The sequence below is a fragment of the Pseudomonas sp. B33.4 genome, from assembly GCF_034555375.1.
Lineage (GTDB): Bacteria > Pseudomonadota > Gammaproteobacteria > Pseudomonadales > Pseudomonadaceae > Aquipseudomonas.
Map to the genome: position 1 here is coordinate 4,940,570 of NZ_CP140706.1, position 19,368 is coordinate 4,959,937.

Annotated in this window: 11 protein-coding genes; 1 reads left to right on the forward strand and 10 read right to left on the reverse strand. The window is 59.1% G+C overall.

All coding sequences use genetic code 11. From position 1 onward, the window contains the following. Positions 1-108: 108 nt before the first annotated feature. From astD to U6037_RS21795, 4 genes are all read right to left on the reverse strand, one after another. Positions 109-1,578 carry a succinylglutamate-semialdehyde dehydrogenase gene (gene astD, locus U6037_RS21780; protein ID WP_322847353.1) on the reverse strand — a complete coding sequence of 490 codons (1,470 nt, stop codon included), beginning with the start codon at positions 1,576-1,578 and terminating at the stop codon, positions 109-111. Beyond that, complete coding sequence (gene astA / locus U6037_RS21785; RefSeq protein WP_322844485.1) at positions 1,575-2,600, reverse strand: arginine N-succinyltransferase; 1,026 nt, start codon at positions 2,598-2,600, stop codon at positions 1,575-1,577. The genes astD and astA overlap by 4 nt, the downstream gene beginning before the upstream one ends. Before the next feature lie 51 nt (positions 2,601-2,651). Then, positions 2,652-3,671, reverse strand: coding sequence for an arginine/ornithine succinyltransferase subunit alpha (aruF, locus tag U6037_RS21790; protein WP_129395121.1), 1,020 nt, complete (start codon positions 3,669-3,671; stop codon positions 2,652-2,654). A 215-nt stretch (positions 3,672-3,886) separates the two neighbouring features. Beyond that, positions 3,887-5,107 (reverse strand): aspartate aminotransferase family protein, encoded by a 1,221-nt coding sequence (locus U6037_RS21795; RefSeq protein ID WP_008077923.1) that lies wholly within the window; start codon positions 5,105-5,107, stop codon positions 3,887-3,889. A 304-nt stretch (positions 5,108-5,411) separates the two neighbouring features. Between U6037_RS21795 and U6037_RS21800 the strand changes: the two genes are divergently transcribed. Continuing rightward, positions 5,412-13,217 carry a dermonecrotic toxin domain-containing protein gene (locus U6037_RS21800; protein WP_322844486.1) on the forward strand — a complete coding sequence of 2,602 codons (7,806 nt, stop codon included), beginning with the start codon at positions 5,412-5,414 and terminating at the stop codon, positions 13,215-13,217. Between the two features lie 56 nt (positions 13,218-13,273). Here the strand turns inward: U6037_RS21800 and argR are convergent, their stop codons facing one another. The 6 genes from argR to U6037_RS21830 form a co-directional block, all read right to left on the reverse strand. Further along, the gene (gene argR, locus U6037_RS21805) at positions 13,274-14,266 is read right to left on the reverse strand and encodes a transcriptional regulator ArgR (protein ID WP_322844487.1); all 993 of its coding nucleotides are present in this window, start codon (positions 14,264-14,266) and stop codon (positions 13,274-13,276) included. Positions 14,267-14,512: 246 nt separating this feature from the next. Next, positions 14,513-15,277 carry an ABC transporter ATP-binding protein gene (locus U6037_RS21810; protein ID WP_003227281.1) on the reverse strand — a complete coding sequence of 255 codons (765 nt, stop codon included), beginning with the start codon at positions 15,275-15,277 and terminating at the stop codon, positions 14,513-14,515. A 27-nt stretch (positions 15,278-15,304) separates the two neighbouring features. Further along, positions 15,305-16,417, reverse strand: coding sequence for a M14 family metallopeptidase (locus tag U6037_RS21815; protein WP_322844488.1), 1,113 nt, complete (start codon positions 16,415-16,417; stop codon positions 15,305-15,307). A 1-nt stretch (position 16,418) separates the two neighbouring features. Next, a complete protein-coding gene (locus tag U6037_RS21820) occupies positions 16,419-17,117 on the reverse strand; it encodes an ABC transporter permease (RefSeq protein WP_007912703.1) in 699 nt (232 codons plus the stop codon). Continuing rightward, a complete protein-coding gene (locus tag U6037_RS21825; RefSeq protein ID WP_007912702.1) occupies positions 17,114-17,803 on the reverse strand; it encodes an ABC transporter permease in 690 nt (229 codons plus the stop codon). The genes U6037_RS21820 and U6037_RS21825 overlap by 4 nt, the downstream gene beginning before the upstream one ends. A gap of 91 nt (positions 17,804-17,894) precedes the next feature. Beyond that, the gene (locus U6037_RS21830) at positions 17,895-18,668 is read right to left on the reverse strand and encodes an ABC transporter substrate-binding protein (protein WP_108227156.1); all 774 of its coding nucleotides are present in this window, start codon (positions 18,666-18,668) and stop codon (positions 17,895-17,897) included. Positions 18,669-19,368: the final 700 nt, after the last annotated feature.

A 19,368-nucleotide genomic window follows, 5' to 3' on the forward strand; every position in this document is an offset into this window, starting at 1 on the left:
GGCTTCAGTAACTATTCTTTTAGACCGAGGTGCGGCCTTCGCGAGCAGGCTCGCTCCCACAGGGGAAATGCATTCCAATGTGGGAGCGAGCCTGCTCGCGAATGGCCGTTACGCCATTTTCACGCCCGGCGTCAGGGCAGATGGCAACACCAGGCTCGGGGTTTCCAGCGACGCCACCGGATACGCGCAGTAATCCGCTGCGTAATAGGCGCTGGCGCGATGGTTGCCCGAAGCACCGACACCGCCGAACGGCGCGCTGCTCGCAGCACCGGTCAGCTGTTTGTTCCAGTTAACGATGCCGGCGCGGCTTTCCAGCCAGAACTGCTGATAACGCGCTTCGGAATCCGACAGCAAACCTGCGGCCAAGCCATAAGCGGTGTTGTTGGCTTCAGTGATCGCCGCTTCGAAATCGACGTAACGAATCACCTGCAGTAACGGCCCGAACAGTTCTTCGTCCGGACGCTCGGCCACCGCCGTCACATCAACAATACCCGGCGTCAACAACGCGGCTTGCGCCTGCGGCTGAGTCATCGCCAGCAACGACACCGCGCCATTGGCCAGCAGATGTTCTTGAGCATCCATCAGCGCTTTTGCCGCGCCGAGGGAAATTACCGAGCCCATGAATGGGGCTGGTTGCTGATCGAACGAGCCGACTTCAATGGTCGCGCTGACTTCAACCAGACGCTTGAGCAGGCTGTCGCCCCACGCGCCTTGCGGCACCAGCAGACGGCGTGCACAGGTGCAACGCTGGCCGGCAGAGATGAACGCCGACTGAATAATCGTATAAACCGCTGCATCCAGATCCGCGACCTGATCAACCACCAGCGGATTGTTGCCGCCCATTTCCAGCGCGAGAATCTTGTCCGGACGACCGGCGAATTGCTGGTGCAGGTGATTGCCGGTGCGGCTCGAACCGGTGAAGAACAGACCGTCGATGCCCGGGTTCGCCGCCAGCGCGATGCCGGTTTCGCGAGCGCCTTGCAGCAGGTTCAAAACGCCTGCCGGCAGACCGGCTTCAATCCAGCACTTGACCGTCAGCTCGGCGACTTTCGGGGTCAGTTCGCTTGGCTTGAACAGCACGCTGTTACCGGCCAACAGCGCCGGAACGATGTGGCCGTTCGGCAGGTGACCGGGGAAGTTATAAGGACCGAACACCGCGACCACACCGTGTGGTTTATGACGCAGTACGGCGGTGGCGTCGCCCAACGGGCCACTCTTCTCGCCGGTACGTTCGCGGTAGCTCTGCACCGAAATCGCGATCTTGTTGACCATGCTGGTCACTTCGGTCGCCGATTCCCACAGCGGTTTACCGGTCTCTTCACCGATGGTGCGAGCCAGTTCGTCAGCATGGTTTTTCAGCGACGCAGCGAAAGCCTCAAGCACCGTGATGCGCTCGTCCAGCGTGCGACGCGCCCAACCCGGAAACGCCTGACGTGCAGCCTGCACCGCCGACTCGACCTGAGCAGTGGTTGCACCCTCACCCGACCACAGCACTTGCTGGGTCACCGGGTTCAGCGATTGAAAGGCTTCGCCCTGACCTGCCAGCCACTCACCTGCAATGTATAGCGAATTCATTATTTCGACTCCCGTGCAGCGGACAACGCCACGGCGCGCACTTGATCGCCTGCGTTGAGTTGAAGACGTTTGGCGGTCTGCGGATCGACCACCAGCGTGCCGGCAGCGAGACGCGCCGGCGCAGCGGTGATACGGCAGTCTTCGCGCTTGCGGTTATGGATGATGAACGGCGTCGCGTCGTCGCCCGGCGTGCCAATAGCCAGCACCAGCGCTTCACTGTCACGCACTGCGCGGATCTTGCCGGTTTCACATTCGATGGCCGGGCCGGCGTCGAAGATGTCGACGTAACCCTGATAGCTAAACCCTTCGCCCTTGAGCATGGCCAGCGCCGGCTCGGTGTCCGGGTGAACTTGGCCGATTACGCTACGCGCGCCTTCGGAGAGGAAGCAGGTGTACAGCGGGAATTTCGGCATCAGCTCAGCGATGAAGGCCTTGTTGCCGACGCCGGTGAGGTAATCGGCCTGGCTGAATTCCATTTTGAAGAAGTGCCGACCGAGGCTTTCCCAGAACGGCGAACGACCGGCGTCATCGGAGACACCGCGCATCTCGGCGATGATCTTGTTGCCGAACAGCTCAGGGAACTCCGCGATGAACAGCATCCGCGCCTTGGACAGCATGCGACCGTTCAGACCACTGCGGTAATCGGCATGCAGGAACAGCGAGCACAGCTCGGAATTACCGGTCAGGTCGTTGGCCAGAAACAGCGTCGGAATCTCGCGATAAATGTTCAGCTCTTGCGAAGCGCTGACGGTCAGGCCGACCCGGAAGTTGTACCAAGGCTCGCGCATGCCGACAGCGCCGGCAATGGCAGAAATACCGACCACGCGGCCGTCATCATCTTCGAGCACGAACAGGTAGTCCGCATCGCCACGGCCAGCTTCGCCGCGAAAGGTCTTCTCGGCCCAGCCGACCCGATGGGCCAGACGTTCTTCGTTGGCCGGCAAAGTGGTCAGGCCGGTGCCAGTGCTGCGGGCCAGGTCGATCAGCGCGGATAAATCGCTGCTGCGTACGGGACGAACAATCATGCTATCTCCTCAAACGGGCCGCTTTCGCCACCCGTAAAACTCGCTAAGGCGTTAAACCGCCACCAGGCGCACGCTGGCACCTTCACCGACGCCCAAGGCTTCGGCTGCTTCCAGATCCAGAGTCACCGGTTTGCCCGGCGCGTAATCCAGCTCCAGCAGCACCGCGCGGTAATCCTGCAACTGCGCGTTGGCCACCAGATACTGGCGCCCGGCGCCTTTGACGGGCTCGCCGATCTTCACTGGCACCACACGGCTCTGGGCGATCGAACGGATCCCCGAAACACGTGCATGCAGGGTCGGGCCACCGTCGAAAATGTCGATGTAGTGATCGGTCTCGAAGCCTTCGCGCATCAGGATGTCGAAGGTGATCTGCGCACGCGGATGCACCTGGCCCATCGCCTCTTGGGCGGAATCCGGCAGCAACGGTACGTAGATCGGGTAATGCGGCATCAGCTCGGCGAGGAACGTGCGGCTTTTCAGCCCGCACAGACGCTCGGCTTCGGCGTAGTTGAGGTCGAAAAAGTTACGACCGATGGCATCCCAGAATGGCGAGTCGCCGTTCTCATCGCTGTAACCGACGATCTCGGTCACCACCGAATCGGCGAAACGCTCCGGGTGGCTGGCAACGAACAACAGACGACCACGGGAATTGAGTTCGGACCATGGCGACCCGACCAGTTCGCGCTGCACGTAGAAACTGGTCAGCAAGCTGTTGCCGGTCAGGTCATGGCACTGCGAAAGCACGTGGATCTTGTTGTGGATCTTCAGCTCGCGCGAAGCGTGCACGAAGGTCTCGTTGCGGAAGCTGTAGAACGGCTCCGAATAACCGGCCGAAGCAACAATCGCCGAGCAGCCGACCAGCTTGCCGGTGGTCGAGTCTTCGAGGACGAAGAAATAACTTTCTTCACCGTTGAAGCTCACTTCAGCGGAGAACGACGCTTCGCTCGCGGCGATCTTGTCGCTCAGACGTTCCACGTCATCCGGCAAGGAAGTGACACCAATCGGGCTGTCCGCAGCCAGACGCTGTACCTCGCCCAGATCAGCCATTTGCGCGGGGCGCATCACCAGCATGGTGTCACTCCTTTTCTCTTATCAATTCACAGAAAAAATAACCGGGCCTACACAGAGATCAATGTAGGAGTGAGCCTGCTCGCGATTGCGGTCTGTCAGAAACCAATGAGTCGACTGACACACCGCAATCGCGAGCAGGCTCACTCCTACAGTTGATCGGGTCCGGCATTAAAATTTTGATCGACGCCTGAAAACTCCAGGCGTCGAAGGGTCTATCAGGCTTGCGTCAGTGCGGCGGCAGCGCGTTCGAAGCGGTCCAGACCGGCATCGATATCAGCGTCTTCCACCACCAGGCTCGGGGCGAAACGGATCACGTCCGGGCCGGCTTGCAGAATCATCAGGCCTTCTTTTTCAGCGGCGTTGAAGATGTCTTTGGCCTTGCCTTTCCAGGCATCGCTGAGCACGCAACCGATCAGCAGACCGAGGCCACGCACCTGAGTGAACAGGCCGTACTTCTCGCCGATCTGCTCAAGGCGTGCCTTGAACTTGTCGTGCTTGGCGTTCACGCCATTCAGCACTTCTGGCGTATTGATCACGTCGATCACCGCTTCAGCGACCGCGCACGCCAGCGGGTTGCCGCCGTAAGTGGTGCCGTGAGTGCCGACGACCAGATGTTTGGCCAGCGCTTCGGTGGTCAGCATCGCCGCGATCGGGAAACCGCCGCCCAGGCTCTTGGCGCTGGTGAGGATGTCCGGGGTCACGCCGTAATGTTGGTAGGCAAACAGCTTGCCGCTGCGGCCCATGCCGGTTTGCACTTCGTCAAACACCAGCAGCGCGTTGTTCGCGTCGCACAGTTCGCGGGCACCTTGCAGATAAGCCAGCTCGGCCGGCAGTACGCCGCCCTCGCCCTGGATCGGCTCCAGCACCACCGCGCAGGTCTTGTCGGAAACCGCCGCTTTCAGCGCCGCCAGGTCGTTGTAAGGCACGTGGGTGATGCCGGTGATTTTCGGGCCGAAACCGTCGGAGTACTTCGACTGGCCACCGACGTTGACGGTGAACAGGGTACGACCGTGGAAGCTGTTCAGCGCGGCGATGATTTCGTATTTCTCAGTGCCGAAACGGTCGAACGCAACACGACGGGCCAGCTTGAAAGCGGCCTCGTTGGCTTCAGCGCCGGAGTTGCAGAAGAACACGCGCTCGGCGAACGTGGCGTCGATCAGCTTGTGCGCCAGGCGCAGGGCTGGCTCGTTGGTGAACACGTTGGACACGTGCCACAACTTGTTCGCTTGCTCGGTCAATGCACCGACCAGCGCCGGGTGCGCGTGGCCCAATACGTTAACGGCAATCCCGCCGGCGAAGTCGATCAGCTCGCGGCCGGCCTGATCCCAGACGCGGGAACCGGCGCCACGCACCGGAATGAAAGCGGCAGGCGCGTAGTTGGGAACCATTACCTGGTCGAAATCGGCGCGTTGTACCGCAGCGTGCTCAACGGACATCGGAGTCTCCTGATGAGGGCCACCCGCCTGAAACTGGCGAGCGATGGGGGGATTGTAAGGACAGTTTTCTGCCCGGCCTTGTCGCCAAGCGACAACTTCTTATAGCGCAAACCCCGGATTTTCCCGGGTTTACGGCAATGCGACATATAGCGTCGCAAAGGCGCAGTTTAACTGGCGCTGCCGATTTGCGGCAGGCTCGAGAGGATACCAACTCAGCCTCGTCACAAAGCTATAAATATGTACCGCACACTGTTCGCCAGTTCCTGATTTGCTGCGTGCTCTTTCAACGCCCAAGGAATGGCATATGCAATTGTCTGAAGGACCGCAACCGACAGCCCCCACCGTAACGAACGACGCACAACATCCCGATGATCATTATCTGCCGCTGAAAAACGCGATTCCCGACTGGCTGGCCAACGCTTCGCCCGCCAGACGCCAGTCACTCAAGAACACTCGACCGCGACTCTCCGCCGAGCTACGTTCCGCCCCCTCCGCACAACACGAGGCGATGAAAGCCCTCAACGCCGCACACATGGCCGCGCAAAGCGAGGTCGACAAAACACTCGAACACTTGCAAGACGCCAGTACCTTTGCCGAACCCCTGCTCAAGCTAGAACTGAAACGTTGCTTCGATCTGGATCTGGATGTCAGAAACACCTTTGTACGCCTGTACATCCCGGTGAACACGCCCGGGTTCCCGATCACCACCGGCACGCGTGCCTGGACCGTCTCGCTGCTGGACGCCGCGCTGCACAACTTCGAAGAAAAGGAAACCTACGAAGACGCCTTCCAGACCGATTCGACCTACACCACCCGCCCCTCCTCCACCGGACAGTTCGATACCCTGCCGTCGATCAAGGCAAAACTGGGCATCTCGGCTTTTACCCAGCTGTGCCGACGGCTGGATATCGGCGCTCAGTACAAAAAACACCTCGAAGACAATCTGGGCTTTGCCGATTCGATGGTCGCGTCAGTGCTAAGGCTGAAAGTAGACGCCAGCCAAAAAGCCGCAATGAAAGCCGCCCTGCAATGGGCGCTGATGAACCGCGATATCTCGCAAAGTTACTTTCGTTTGGTCGATGCAATTCTCGACGGAATGCCAGGGCTGCGGGTTAACGGGGTGAACGTGCTGTGTCACGACATGACGATGATGTGCGCGCCGCTCACCGGCATCGTCGTGTTTGCCCCTGACCTTTATGCATCGCGAGATTCCGCGCGCGTGGTGGCTTATGTACCGGATGACCCCGAGCACCCGTTCAAGGAGTACGCCTCGGCGGCCGAAATGGTCGTCGAACTGACACGCCAGTTGCGCTCGAAAGAGTATCAGCAGTTTTTCAGCCGATTCGTGAACCACGATCAGCGCGGATTTTTCTTCAGCAGCCTGAACAGTCGACTCAGCCAGATGAAGTGGCATCCCTACGAGCCCGGCAACTCTCAGCCCACGTGGCGTGAATCCCCGGTCGAGCGGCCCGACCTGCAAACAGCACTCGCCTCATTCCACGACGATGTATGGCAGCACCTCTACCAAACGAAGTTGGACAAGATCCTCAATGACGCCCGAGTGATTGCCGTACCCACCGCATCGGTGGATCAGAAAGCGCGCCGGGCATTCTGGGACTCGGTGAGCAACATCGTTTCCACAATCCTGCAGACCGCGGCGCTGATCGTCGCGCCATTCGTGCCTGTGTTGGGTGAAGCGATGATGGCGTACATGGCCTACCAATTCCTCGACGAAGCTTTCGAAGGCATCATCGAATGGGCGCAGGGGCGCAACACCGAAGCGTTCGAACACCTGATGGGCACCGTGGAGTCGCTGATTCAACTGGGTGCCTTCGCCCTCGGTGGTGCCATTGGCGCCGGTGAGTTTCGCAAGGTGCTGCCTAAGGAAATCGTCGCGTTCATTGACCGCTTCAAGCCTGTTCAACTGGCCAACGGTCAAACCCGCTATTGGGATCCGGATCTCGCCCGCTATCAGCACAAGAGCATTCCCGAAGCAGGTGCAAAACCCAACGAACTGGGCTTGCAGCAACATCAGGGCAAACAACTGCTGGCGATTGACGACGCACACTTCGCCGTCAACAAAAGCCCGATCCGCGGCCAATACCGCATCGAACACCCGACTCGCCCGGACGCCTACCAGCCCGTGGTGCGCCACAACGGTGACGGCGCCTGGCACACCGAACTCGAACAACCGCTGGAGTGGGACACCGCTACGGCACTGCAACGCATCGGGCCAGCGGTGGAATCCTTTTCGCCCGCCGAGCGCGAGACGATTCTGCAGGTCAGCGGTGTCAACGACGATGCCTTGCGCAAGATGCACGCCGATCAGGAAACACTGCCGCCGCTTTTGGCCGACAGTATCCAGCGCTTCAAGATCGATCAGGATCTGCAGCGTTTGACCGATCAGCTCGATAGCGATGTGGCGGAACACTACCTGCGCGCCGATGCCGTTACGCAACTGCAATTGTTGACAGATCATGGTCGCTGGCCACGCGCCAAACGCCTGCGTTATATCGATCAGCAGGGTGAGCTGATCTGGCAGTCGTCCAGTGATGAAACCCTGCCGCTGACCGAGCTTCGCCAAGGCAGCCTGATCGGTGGCGACATTCTCAAGACGCTGCTTTATTCCCTCGACGAGCAACACAGCAGAGCCTTGCTCGCAGAACCGTTCGGCGGGCCGACATTCTCAGTGGAGGTGCGCAGCCAAACGTTGCGCAAGCAATTGGCCCAGCTCGCCAGACGGCATAGAAGCGCCCTGTTTGAGTCTCGCTACCAGGCGCTCCAGCGCATCGACGACCCGCTGGCACAGCAACTGACTCGACATGATCCCGACTTGCCGGCCAGCGTCACTCGTGAACTGCTCGATACCGCCACCGGCAGCGAACTGATTCAGCTCAATGACGGCCAGTTACCGCCGCGCCAGCAGGAACTCATGCGACTGGCCAGCCAGGAAGTGCGCGTCACCCGGGCTTATGAAGGGCTGCAACTGAGTTCTGTGAACAACCCTGATACCGATACGCTGGCATTGCACAGCCTTAAACTCTTGCCCGGCTGGAGCGGTGATGTCCGCCTCGAGATTCGCGACGGCAGCTATGAGGGACCGGTCCTCGACAGCATCGGGCGCGAAAATGCACCCGCGCAGAAAGTGCTGGTTCGCCAGAATGACGGCCGCTATCAGGCGTACGATGAGCGTGGTCAAACACTACATTCGGCTAGCGATTTCTACGCGAGCCTGTTGCACGCTTTACCCGATGGAGAACGCCAGAATCTGAACATCCAGATCGGCCAGGGTAATGCGCTGAAATCGGCGATTCGTGAGCGCACTTTGCCGCGCAGCGAGCTTCGCGTGGTGATTGCCGGCAGTGCGATAAACGAGCCTGCCGTCGACACGCTGCGTTTGTCAGGTTTCAGAAATGAACGGCCGGTCGCGCCAAGAAGCCGTGAAGCGGCAGATTTCTTTGAGGCCGGCGAACTCGGCGTGGTGGGAATAGAGCACCAGGACAACCTGACCACCGTGGGTCAGCGAATCATCAGCCCGGAAGAACGCATACAGACGATCTTCCGGGGATTTTCCACCGAGGAAACCCGAGTGTTCGCTAGCCGGTTTCAGGGTGATCCGGTGGGCCTGACCCGCGAACTTTCCCGGCTTCGCAATGAATACACCCGACTGAGTGATGACCTGCGCACCTGGGAAGAGGACATTCCGGCAGTCGACCCTGAAAGCGGCCTGAGGCTGACAAACATTCAACGCCGGGCGGCCCTGCAAAACCGCGCGATGCTGCGAAACAATCTACTGCGTTGCTGGCGCAGGCAAACCCGCGGCCCGGCTGGTTACCTGCTGCAAGTCGCGCAGCCGATCTTGGGCGACCTGCCGCTACTGGCGGCAGACTTCAGCCATGTCAGCATGCTGACCATCAATGGCAGCGCCAGCACCGGAGCCTTCGACACCTTTTTGCAGCGCTTCCCGCGCTTGCTGTACCTGGATGCACAAAGCCTCAACCTGCCCAACCTGCCACCCGCGCTAACGACAATGCGCGATCTTCGCCAACTGGTCCTGCGCAAGTGCGGCATCAGGCTCAGCGCCGCCAACCAAGCCGTGCTTGATTCGCTTTCCGAACTCTCGTTGCTGGATCTGCAAGGCAACGCCCTGGGACAGCCTCCCGGCATCAGCACCCTGCCATCACTGCGTTACCTGAACCTCGCCAACACCGGCATCACCACTGTACCCACAGGCCTGCTGGACCATCCTCGTCTGATTACCGGGCGCTTCGATGGCAACCAGCTCACGCAGGTGCCGGAAGCCTTCTTCAGCCTGGCCAGCTCGCTCAGTGAAGGCTACAGCTTTGCCGACAATCCACTGTCGAACGCCACTCGAGAGCAGATCAAAGCTTTCTACAATCACACCGGCAAACATTTTCAGGTGCAACCCGAGCAGGCAGATGTCCTGCGCACGATGGAGCTGTTCCCCTCCCTGGAGACAGAGCAAGCCATACAAATGCTGTATCGGTTGCCGGGCACACTGGCGGAGGGCCGCGCCCAGCTCACATTATGGGAAGCCGAGTTGACTCGGTTGAACCTCGAAATTCGTCAATGGACCCACCAGGCCCCGGTCTTTCATCCCGAGTCCGGCGAGCCTTTAACGATCAATGAACAAACGCGCGAACTGGGTGCAAGAGTCAGTTTCGGGCAGACACTTGTGAGTTTCTGGCGCAGCCGATCGGCCGTGATCAGGAATAGCGACCTTCTGGCAACCGTCAATTTCATGGGTGACATGCCCATACTCAGCGCCAACTTCGACCACGTTTCCAGGTTGACGCTGACAGGCAACAAGAACATTTCCGGCCTGTTGCCGTTCGTACGGCGCTTCGCGAATCTGAACTCACTGGAGTTGCACGGCTTTGACCTGGAACCGGTGACACTGCCGGCAATCAACCTGCCTCGACTTACCACGCTGGAGCTGAACGACTGCGGCGTGATACTGAGCCCGGAGAATCAGGCAGCTCTACTGTCACTCAACAATCTGCAAACACTGGACTTGAGTGACAATCCGCTGGGGACTTTCCCCGACTTGAACCTGCTACCCGAATTGACGTATCTCGACCTGAGCAGTACTGGCCTCTCGGTCGTTCCCGACGGCCTTGCCAGCCATCCCAACGTGCGCACGGCCATTTTCAGCGGCAATCGCATCAGCGAAATCCCCGACGCCATTTTCGACCAACCGGTCAATCACACGGACGGCTTCGACTTTTCCGATAATCCGCTATCGGGCGCGACTCACGACAAAATAAAAACCTACTACCGAAGCACCGGCCACGATTTTGATGTGCGGGCCAACAATGCCGAAATTGCCCTTGCCCGAGAGCTATTCCCTTCACTGGACGAGCAGGAGGCCAGTGATGTGATCTACGACTTGCCCGGCACTCTGGCCGATGGCCGCGAGCAGCTGGCTCGCTGGCAGGCAGAGCTGATTCAAATGAAAGCCGATCTCACCTTTTGGGCACCACAGGTGCCGAGCAGTCACCCGATCACCGGCGACATATTCACAGCCATTGAGCTGTTCGACCAATACGCGGCCCGATCCGAGTTCGGCCAACAGCTGGAACGGTTATGGCGTCGCAGGTCGAGCGAGTCCGGAATGCGCGAAGACATCTTCGAGTTCGATTTGAATTTCGTCGGCGATCTGCCCAGGCTGAGCATGGATACGACTCATGTCTCAAGTCTGAAACTCAAGGGTAACAGTGGCATTTCCGGCACCGCGCCCTTCATGGATCTGTTTACCCATGTGCACGTTCTGGAGCTGCAGAGAATTCCGCTGGGTGACATACCGCAATCCTTGGCCCATATGCCGGAACTCAAAGAACTCACCCTGAACCACTGCGACGTGACTCTCACGCCCGCCGGTCAGAGTGCGCTGGCTTCATTGAGCGATCTTGAACTTCTGGACCTGAGCGACAACCCGCTGACGCTCGCGCCGGACCTGCAGTCCCTGCCGGCCATGCATGATATTCGCTTGTCCAATAGCGGCATCTCGGCCCTGCCTGATGGAATCGCCAATCACCTGAACCTGAGAAACGCCCTGCTCGATGGCAACAGAATTAGCGTCCTGCCTGAAGCATTCTTCGCCATGAACCTGGACCTCGCCGATGGCGTCAACCTTGCCAGCAACCCTTTATCACTGGCCGCACGCGAGCGCATAAAAACGTATTACGTAGAAAGCGGTCGCGACTTTGGCGTATTGCCGGATGTAAGTGAACTGGTCCTGGCGCAGACACTGTTTCCATCACTGGACATCGACGATGCCAGCCACATGATCTACCACCTGCCCGGAACGTTGCAGGCCGGTGGCGCCCAATTGGCGAGCTGGGAAGTGGAAATCACTCAGATGGTCCGGGATCTCGGGGAATGGACCGAGCGCCTGCCGATCCGCGACCCGATGCGCGATCGACCGTGGAACGCGGTCGAAAGAGCGGTGGAACGGGCCAACAGGAAACATTTCAGTCTGACACTGGAAAGGTTCTGGCGTGGCAGAAACGCTGACAAAACCGAACTGCGGCTCAACACGCTCATCGCCGATGTGCCTTTCACCGGCGACCTACCGGAACTGACTGCCGATTTCAGCCATGTCACCCATTTGACCCTCCAGGGCACCGAAGCCCTGAATGCCCCAGATGGTTTCCTCGCCTGTTTCAGTGGATTGCGCAGCCTGGAGTTGCGCGGTCTCGATCTGGGGCGATTTCCCTCGAGCCTGGCCCGTATGCAATCACTTGAAAAGTTGATGCTGAGCAGTTGCAGTGTCGTCTTCGACGCAACGGGCCAGTCAACACTGTCCGCACTCACCCGATTGCAGACGATCGACATGTACAACAATCCATTGGGCGGTGTACCGGATTTCACGGCGCTGCAGGCGCTGACGTTTCTGGATCTTACCCGTACAGGCATTGATAGCATTCCCGCCGGGCTGGCTCAGTTGCCTCGGCTGGAAATCGCGCTGCTGAGTGAAAACACCATTGTGGAGTTGCCCGAGAATCTGAGCCCTTTCACCGGGCACGGCGTTGAGTTGGGCAGTAATCCCTTGTCCGCGGCGTCCCGAGACCGGGTGAAAGTCTATTTCCAGGCAAATGGTCACGACCTCGGCGTACCGCCCGAGCGGGTGGATATCGAGCTGGCACAAACTCTCTATCCACAGCTCAACGGTGTAGATACCGTTGAACTCATCTATCGCTTGCCGGGCACACTCGCCGACGGACATCTGGAACTGCTGCGCCGGCAGACCGAGCTGACCACGCTGCTCAACGAACTTGCAGTATGGGCCGGCGAAGTGCCGCGCGATCCTGTTACGCAAACGCCGCTGGAAGGCGCTGCCCGTGCTCAGGAAAATGCCAACAGAACGTGGTTCAGGGACGGCCTGGAGCGTCGCTTGCGTGATTTCCCGACAGGCCTGATGTCGACCGAGTTCATCTGCGATCTGTCATTCACCGGCGAGCTGCCGGCACTGATCGGGCGCTTCGACTATGTGCGCAAACTGACCCTGACAAGTACAGCGAACGTGCACCCCAGAGTTGACCGACTGCTTGAACTGTTCCCGAATCTGACAACGCTGGATATCCGGGCCTATCAACTCAACGAAATTCCTTCCGTCGTCTTCAGCATGAACAATCTTGAAGATCTGGAGTTGCCTTATTGCCGAGTCGTCCTGAACCAGCAAACTGCCAACGCCCTGGCGACCATGACAAACCTTCGATCGCTGGACTTGAGCAACAATCCGCTGGGCAGAGCACCCGATCTGAGAAATATGCAGAAATGCCGCTCTGTGCATCTGAGCAACACCGGGCTTGGCGAGATACCCGCCGGACTGTTCGCTCTGCCAAATTTGATCTACGCCGACCTGGCCGGCAACGCCATTACCGAGCTACCCATGCAGCTACCTTTTCATCCTGACGGTGTGGGTGCCACTTATGACTTCACAGGCAATCCGCTAAGCGCGGACAGCCAGCAACGCCTGGCGACTTACAACGAAGTGAATGAAGCACGCTTGCTTGAAAAGCGACGCAGACGGGAAAGCCTCGATCAGGCACTCGACAATTTCGAGGAGATGTCTTTTTCCGATTGAGCACAATGGTCAACAACGTGGCAGTCATCGCTGTTCTGCGACGACCTGGTCACCTGTTAGCCACGTTCAGGCGGCACCGACGACAATTCGAACGGGCTGCTGCTGCGCCGCTGGTTGCGATCTTCCCGCGGCGTGGCGCCGAAGAAATTGCGGTAGGCGCTGGAGAAATGCGGGCCTGAGGAGAAGCCACACGACAGGCCGATCTGGATGATCGACTTGCTGGTTTGCATCAACATCTGCCGGGCCTTGTTCAGGCGCAGTTCCAGGTAGTACTGGCTCGGCACACGGTTGAGGTATTGCTTGAAGATCCGTTCCAACTGGCGACGGGATACGCACACGTGCTGGGCGATTTCGTCAGTAGTCAGCGGCTCTTCGATGTTGGCTTCCATCAGCAACACCGCTTGGGTGAGCTTCGGATGACTGGAGCCGAGGCGGTTCTGCAACGGGATGCGCTGACGCTCGCCACCCTCGCGGATGCGCTCAACGACCAGTTCTTCCGAGACCGCACCGGCCAGTTCCGCACCGTGATCACGGGCGAGTACCGCCAGCAACAGATCGAGCACCGACATGCCGCCGCACGCGGTCAGGCGATCGCGATCCCAGTCGAACAGATGACTGGTGGCGATGACTTTCGGGAAGCGCTCGGCAAAATCGTCCTGCCAGCGCCAGTGCACCGCGGCGCGATAACCGTCGAGCAAACCGAGTTGCGCCAACGGGTAGACACCGGCGGACAAACCGCCGATGACCGTGCCGGCACGCACCAGTTGCTTGAGCGCACTGCTGAGTGCCGGGGCAAGTGTGGTCGGTGGCTCGTCAGCGAGCAGGAACAGTTTCTGGAAGTTTTCGAGCTTGCCGGTCCAGGCCTCACCGGGCAATTGCCAGGCGCCTTCGGCCCCAGTTCCTGTAATGGCTTCGGCCTGCAGGAACGACAGTTCGTAGACCACGTCCGGGTGCACACGCTGAGCAACACGCAAGGCTTCCTCCGCCAGCGCCAGCGTCAACGCTTTAGTGCTGGGCCAAATCAGGAAACCAATTCGATGGGCAGTCATGGGCGGGCAATCCGAAACGAGGAACAGTGATGAAGGCATGGGCCAATGCTAGCCCGTAAATGAACACAAATCTTGAGACCAGCACCGATCAACTGTAGGAGCTGTCGAGTGAAACGAGGCTGCGATCTTTTGATCTTGTTGTTGAAGATCAAAAGATCGCAGCCTTCGGCAGCTCCTACAGGAAATTGAAGCCAGCCTTCAGGTTGCGAAGCATGCACTATCTCGGTGCACAACGGCAGCCCTGAATTATTTCAAGCTGCCCGAGAGGAATTGCTGCAAACGTTCCGATTGCGGATTGACCAGCACTTCACGCGGGTTGCCGCTCTCTTCAACAACACCTTTGTGCAGGAACACCAACTGGTTCGACACTTCACGGGCAAAACCCATTTCGTGCGTAACCACAACCATGGTGCGACCTTCCTGCGCCAGCGCTTGCATGACTTTCAGCACGTCGCCCACCAGTTCCGGGTCGAGGGCCGAGGTCGGTTCGTCGAACAGCATCACTTCCGGCTCCATCGCCAGCGCACGGGCAATCGCCACACGCTGCTGTTCGCCACCGGACATGTGCCCAGGGAAAGCATCCTTACGATGGGCCACGCCGACCTTGTTCAGGTAGTGCTCGGCTTTCTCGCGGGCTTCAGCCTTGGACACGCCGAGTACATGCACCGGCGCTTCCATGATGTTTTCCAGCGCGGTCATGTGCGACCACAGGTTGAAATGCTGGAACACCATCGACAGGCGCGAACGCATGCGTTGCAGCTGCTTCGGATCAGCGGCCTTCAGCGCGCCGTCCTTGTTCGCTACCAGTTTCAGCTCTTCGTTGTTGAGCAGAATCTTGCCCGCGTGCGGCTGCTCGAGCAGGTTGATGCAGCGCAGGAAAGTACTTTTGCCGGAGCCACTGGAGCCGATGATGCTGATCACATCGCCGGCTGCCGCTTTCAGGGACACGCCCTTGAGCACTTCGTGACTGCCATAGCGTTTATGCAGGTCTTGGACTTCAAGTTTGTACATGCGGTCGGTTCTCACAAAAACAGTCAGTCAGTCGTTGAGCAAGCGCCCGTGACGCAGCGCTTCGCGCCCCGCCACCTTGGCCAGCCAGAAACCGGGTTGGGCATAACGCAGCCGTTCAATGGCAAACAGCACCCCGGAGGTACCAGCACATACCGTGCTGACCCGATCGGACAGAGGATCAATCACTTCAAAAATCTCGTCGCCCGCCTCGACCCATTCGCCAGGCTTGCGCAGAAAACTCACCACGCCCGGATGTGGCGCGAACAGCAACTCGGTGCCTTCGAACGGCATGCCTTCACAGGCTTCGTGCGCCGGTTTCGGCCACTCGCCAGTGATCAAACCTTGCTCGGCGAGGAACGCCAGAATGCCCTCAGCATACGCGCAAGCTTCGGCGCGACCGGTATCGGCCTGACCGCCCAGCTCAATGGTCGTGGCCAGACACACCAACGGAATCTGCGCATCAGGGAACTGCCGCGACAGACGCAACCACGGCAACGAGCACGCTTCATCGAACGAACTGCCGCCGGAATCTTCCGCGAGCAATCCGACCTTCACATTCAGGTGCGCAGCCAGCGAACGCCACTGCGGCCAGTGCTGCGGCAATGCGTACATGTGCAACGCGGCTTCGGCATCGCAATGCAGATCAAGCACCACATCGGCGGTGCAGGCATGGCTGAGCAACACGCGCTGCATGCCTTGCAACTGGCTGCTTGCCTCCGGCAATGCCGCCAGATGATCAGCCATGGCCTGACGGATCAGGCGCACATTGGCGTGCGGATCATCACCGAGACTCTCGGCCAGCGCGGCCGCAACCGGCGCGCTCAGCTCAACGAAATCACGGTTGAAATTCTTGCCGCTGCCCGCCTCGAAACGTCCCTGGTGATTGCCTTGCAGCAACTGCCCGAGACCCAACGGGTTGGCGACTGGCACCAGCTCGATGACACCGTTGAGCAGGCCTTTGGCTTCGAGTTCACCGAGGCGCTTTTTCAGCTCCCAAGCGGTGCGCATGCCCGGCAATTCGTCAGCGTGCAGACTGGCCTGAATGTAGGCCTTGCGCTCGCCGTGGCCAAAGCGGAACACCGAAATTTTGCGCTCGCTGCCCAAATGGCTCCACGGCAATACGTGGTCGATGCGTTCCATATCAGTGCTTCCGCGGGGCCAGGTAGCTCAACCAGCGACGCTCGGCCAGTTTGAACAGCTTGACCAGAATGAACGTCAGGCACAGGTAGAACACGCCAGCGGTGATGTACGCCTCGAACGGCAGATAGAACTGTGCGTTGACGGTACGTGCCGCGCCGGTGATGTCGATCAAGGTCACGATGGAGGCCAGACTGGTGGTCTGCAGCATCATGATCACTTCGTTGCTGTACTGCGGCAGCGCCCGGCGCAGGGCCGATGGCAGCAGGATGCGCTTGTACAGTTTGAAGCGCGACATGCCCATGGCTTTCGCCGCTTCGATCTCACCGTTCGGCGTGGCCTTGAGGCTGCCGGCGATGATTTCCGCGGTGTAGGCGCTGGTGTTGACCGCGAAGGCCAGGCACGCACAGAACGTTGCGCTGGACAGCCATGGCCACAAGAAGCTTTCGCGGACCGCTTCGAACTGCGCCAGACCGTAGTAGATCAGGAACAGCTGCACCAGCATCGGCGTGCCACGGATCACGTAGGTGTAAAGCCACGCCGCACCGTTGACGACCGGGTTCTTCGAGACGCGCATCAGCCCCAGCGGCAGTGCCGCCAGCAGACCGAAAAACAGCGACAGTGCGAGCAGTTTGAGGGTGGTCAACAGCCCGCCGAGGTACAGCGGCATGGCCTCCCAAATGACGTTGTAGTCGAAGATCATAGATCAGCCGCCCTTACGCCTACCGAGTAGCGCTTCTCAAGTTGACGCAGAATCAGCAACGAAACACTGGTGATCACCAGGTACATCGCCGCCACTGCGAGGAAGAAGGTGAAAGGCTCGCGGGTGGCATCTGCCGCCTGCTTGGCCTTGAACATCATGTCTTGCAGACCGACCACGGAAATCAGCGCGGTCGCCTTGGTCAGTACCAGCCAGTTGTTGGTGAAGCCAGGAATCGCCAGACGAATCATCTGCGGCACCATCACCCGGAAGAACACCTGAAAACTGCTCATGCCGTATGCCATGCCCGCTTCGGCCTGACCTTTAGGGATCGCCATGAACGCGCCACGGAAGGTTTCCGACAGGTACGCACCGAAGATGAAACCGAGGGTGCCGATACCGGCGGCCAGTGGATTCAGGTCGATGTAGTCGTCATAGCCGAGCATCGGTGCGACGCGGTTGAGCAAGTCCTGACCGCCGTAGAAGATCAGCAGGATCAGCACCAGATCGGGAATCCCGCGGATCACCGTGGAATACAGATCGCCCAGCCAGGCCAGCCAGCGCACCGGCGACAGGCGCAACGCAACACCGATCAGCCCGAGAACGATGGCCAGAGCCATGGACGACAAGGCGAGCTGAAGCGTCAGCCATGCGCCATCGAGGATGACAGCCCCGTAGCCTTTCAACATGATTCAGGTCCTCGAAAGTTGGGATGAAAAAATGGCGCAAACCGCAGAGATCCTGTTGCTTGCGCCATTTCGGACTTGTCGCAGAGACGTGTTACTTGCCGTAGATATCGAAGGCGAAGTACTTGTCCTGGATTGCTTTGTATTTGCCATTTTCGCGAATGGCCGCGATGGCCGCGTTGATCTTGTCTTTCAGGGCGTCGCCCTTGCGCACTGCAATGCCTACGCCGTCGCCGAAGTATTTGACGTCGGTGAACGCCGGGCCTGCGAAGGCGAAACCTTTGCCGGCGTCGGTGTTGAGGAAGCCATCTTGCAGCAGGGTAGCGTCAGCCACGGTACCGTCGAGGCGACCAGCGGCCACGTCGAGGTAGATTTCGTTCTGCGAGCCGTACGGCTTGATCTCGGCACCCAGTGGAGCCAGAACTTCGCGGGCGAAACGCTCGTGGATCGAACCACGCTGTACGCCGATGTTCTTGCCCTTCAGCTCGCTCAGGTTTTCGCTGACCTGAGTACCGGCCTTCATGACCAGACGTGCCGGGGTGTTGTAGTACTTGTTGGTGAAGTCGACCGACTTCTTGCGGTCTTCGGTGATCGACATCGACGACAGGATTGCGTCGATCTTGCGCACTTTCAGTGCCGGGATCAGACCGTCGAACTCTTGCTCGACCCACACACACTTGACCTGCATCTGCTCGCACAGAGCGTTGCCGATGTCGTAGTCGAAACCAACGATGCTGCCATCCGGTGCTTTCGAGGCGAACGGAGGGTAAGCCGCTTCGATACCGATCTTCAGAGGTTTTTCGTCAGCGAAGGCGTTCATCGACAGCACGGACAGTGCCAGGGCGCCAAGCAGCACAAGTTTCTTCATCTTGGGACTCCATCGGTAAAGGGCAAAAACGGCAGAGTGAGCGACAGCCCAATATGCGAATGGGTGAAACGGGAAATCGGTTGCTGCATCGGTGGGAAATTTCCCATTGAAACCGAAGGAGGTTTCAACGTCAGCCACGATGAGCGAGTGATCGGCATTCTAACGACAGGCCCGAAGCCGATATTTCTTCAATGCGACAACTAATTACAGATGCACAGAGAAAGCGACTTTGGCACATTGACAGCCCTGCAATTTCATGCAAGAGCGAAAGACAGTGAACCGATCTATGCTGCAAATTGCGGGCCTATTATTCGCAAACCCTTCTAATCCGGCAAGCGCAGCGTTGTGTCTTATTTTTCACCGGGGGTTTCGAGGCTCTAAAACGGGGCAATGCGTTTCCCTTTGCCCCGTCGCGGGGCGGGCGGTTACACATTCGGTTACGTGAAAGGCGGCGGGTAACAGTGGGAAATGTCTTACGGGGTAGATCGATAATTATTGGTTGGGTGGTCTTGTGTTCCGACAGTGGACTACACAGTTGCCTGACAGATTGCTATCGCTGGCAAGCCAGCTCCCACAGGGATATGCGGCGAAGCTGAAATTTCCGACACACCACAAAACCTGTGGGAGCTGGCTTGCCAGCGATGAGGCCGGTCAGATCACCCCAAAATCTCCAGACACAAAAAAGCCCCGCCCGGCATCA

Excerpts from the sequence above, each read along its gene's own strand:
- U6037_RS21800 (WP_322844486.1), top strand. The coding sequence starts at position 5,412 with ATGCAATTGTCTGAAGGACCGCAACCGACAGCCCCCACCGTAACGAAC.
- astA (WP_322844485.1), bottom strand. The coding sequence starts at position 2,600 with ATGATTGTTCGTCCCGTACGCAGCAGCGATTTATCCGCGCTGATCGAC.
- U6037_RS21815 (WP_322844488.1), bottom strand. The coding sequence starts at position 16,417 with ATGGAACGCATCGACCACGTATTGCCGTGGAGCCATTTGGGCAGCGAG.
- U6037_RS21795 (WP_008077923.1), bottom strand. The coding sequence starts at position 5,107 with ATGTCCGTTGAGCACGCTGCGGTACAACGCGCCGATTTCGACCAGGTA.
- U6037_RS21830 (WP_108227156.1), bottom strand. The coding sequence starts at position 18,668 with ATGAAGAAACTTGTGCTGCTTGGCGCCCTGGCACTGTCCGTGCTGTCG.
- aruF (WP_129395121.1), bottom strand. The coding sequence starts at position 3,671 with ATGCTGGTGATGCGCCCCGCGCAAATGGCTGATCTGGGCGAGGTACAG.
- argR (WP_322844487.1), bottom strand. The coding sequence starts at position 14,266 with ATGACTGCCCATCGAATTGGTTTCCTGATTTGGCCCAGCACTAAAGCG.
- U6037_RS21820 (WP_007912703.1), bottom strand. The coding sequence starts at position 17,117 with ATGATCTTCGACTACAACGTCATTTGGGAGGCCATGCCGCTGTACCTC.
- U6037_RS21825 (WP_007912702.1), bottom strand. The coding sequence starts at position 17,803 with ATGTTGAAAGGCTACGGGGCTGTCATCCTCGATGGCGCATGGCTGACG.
- U6037_RS21810 (WP_003227281.1), bottom strand. The coding sequence starts at position 15,277 with ATGTACAAACTTGAAGTCCAAGACCTGCATAAACGCTATGGCAGTCAC.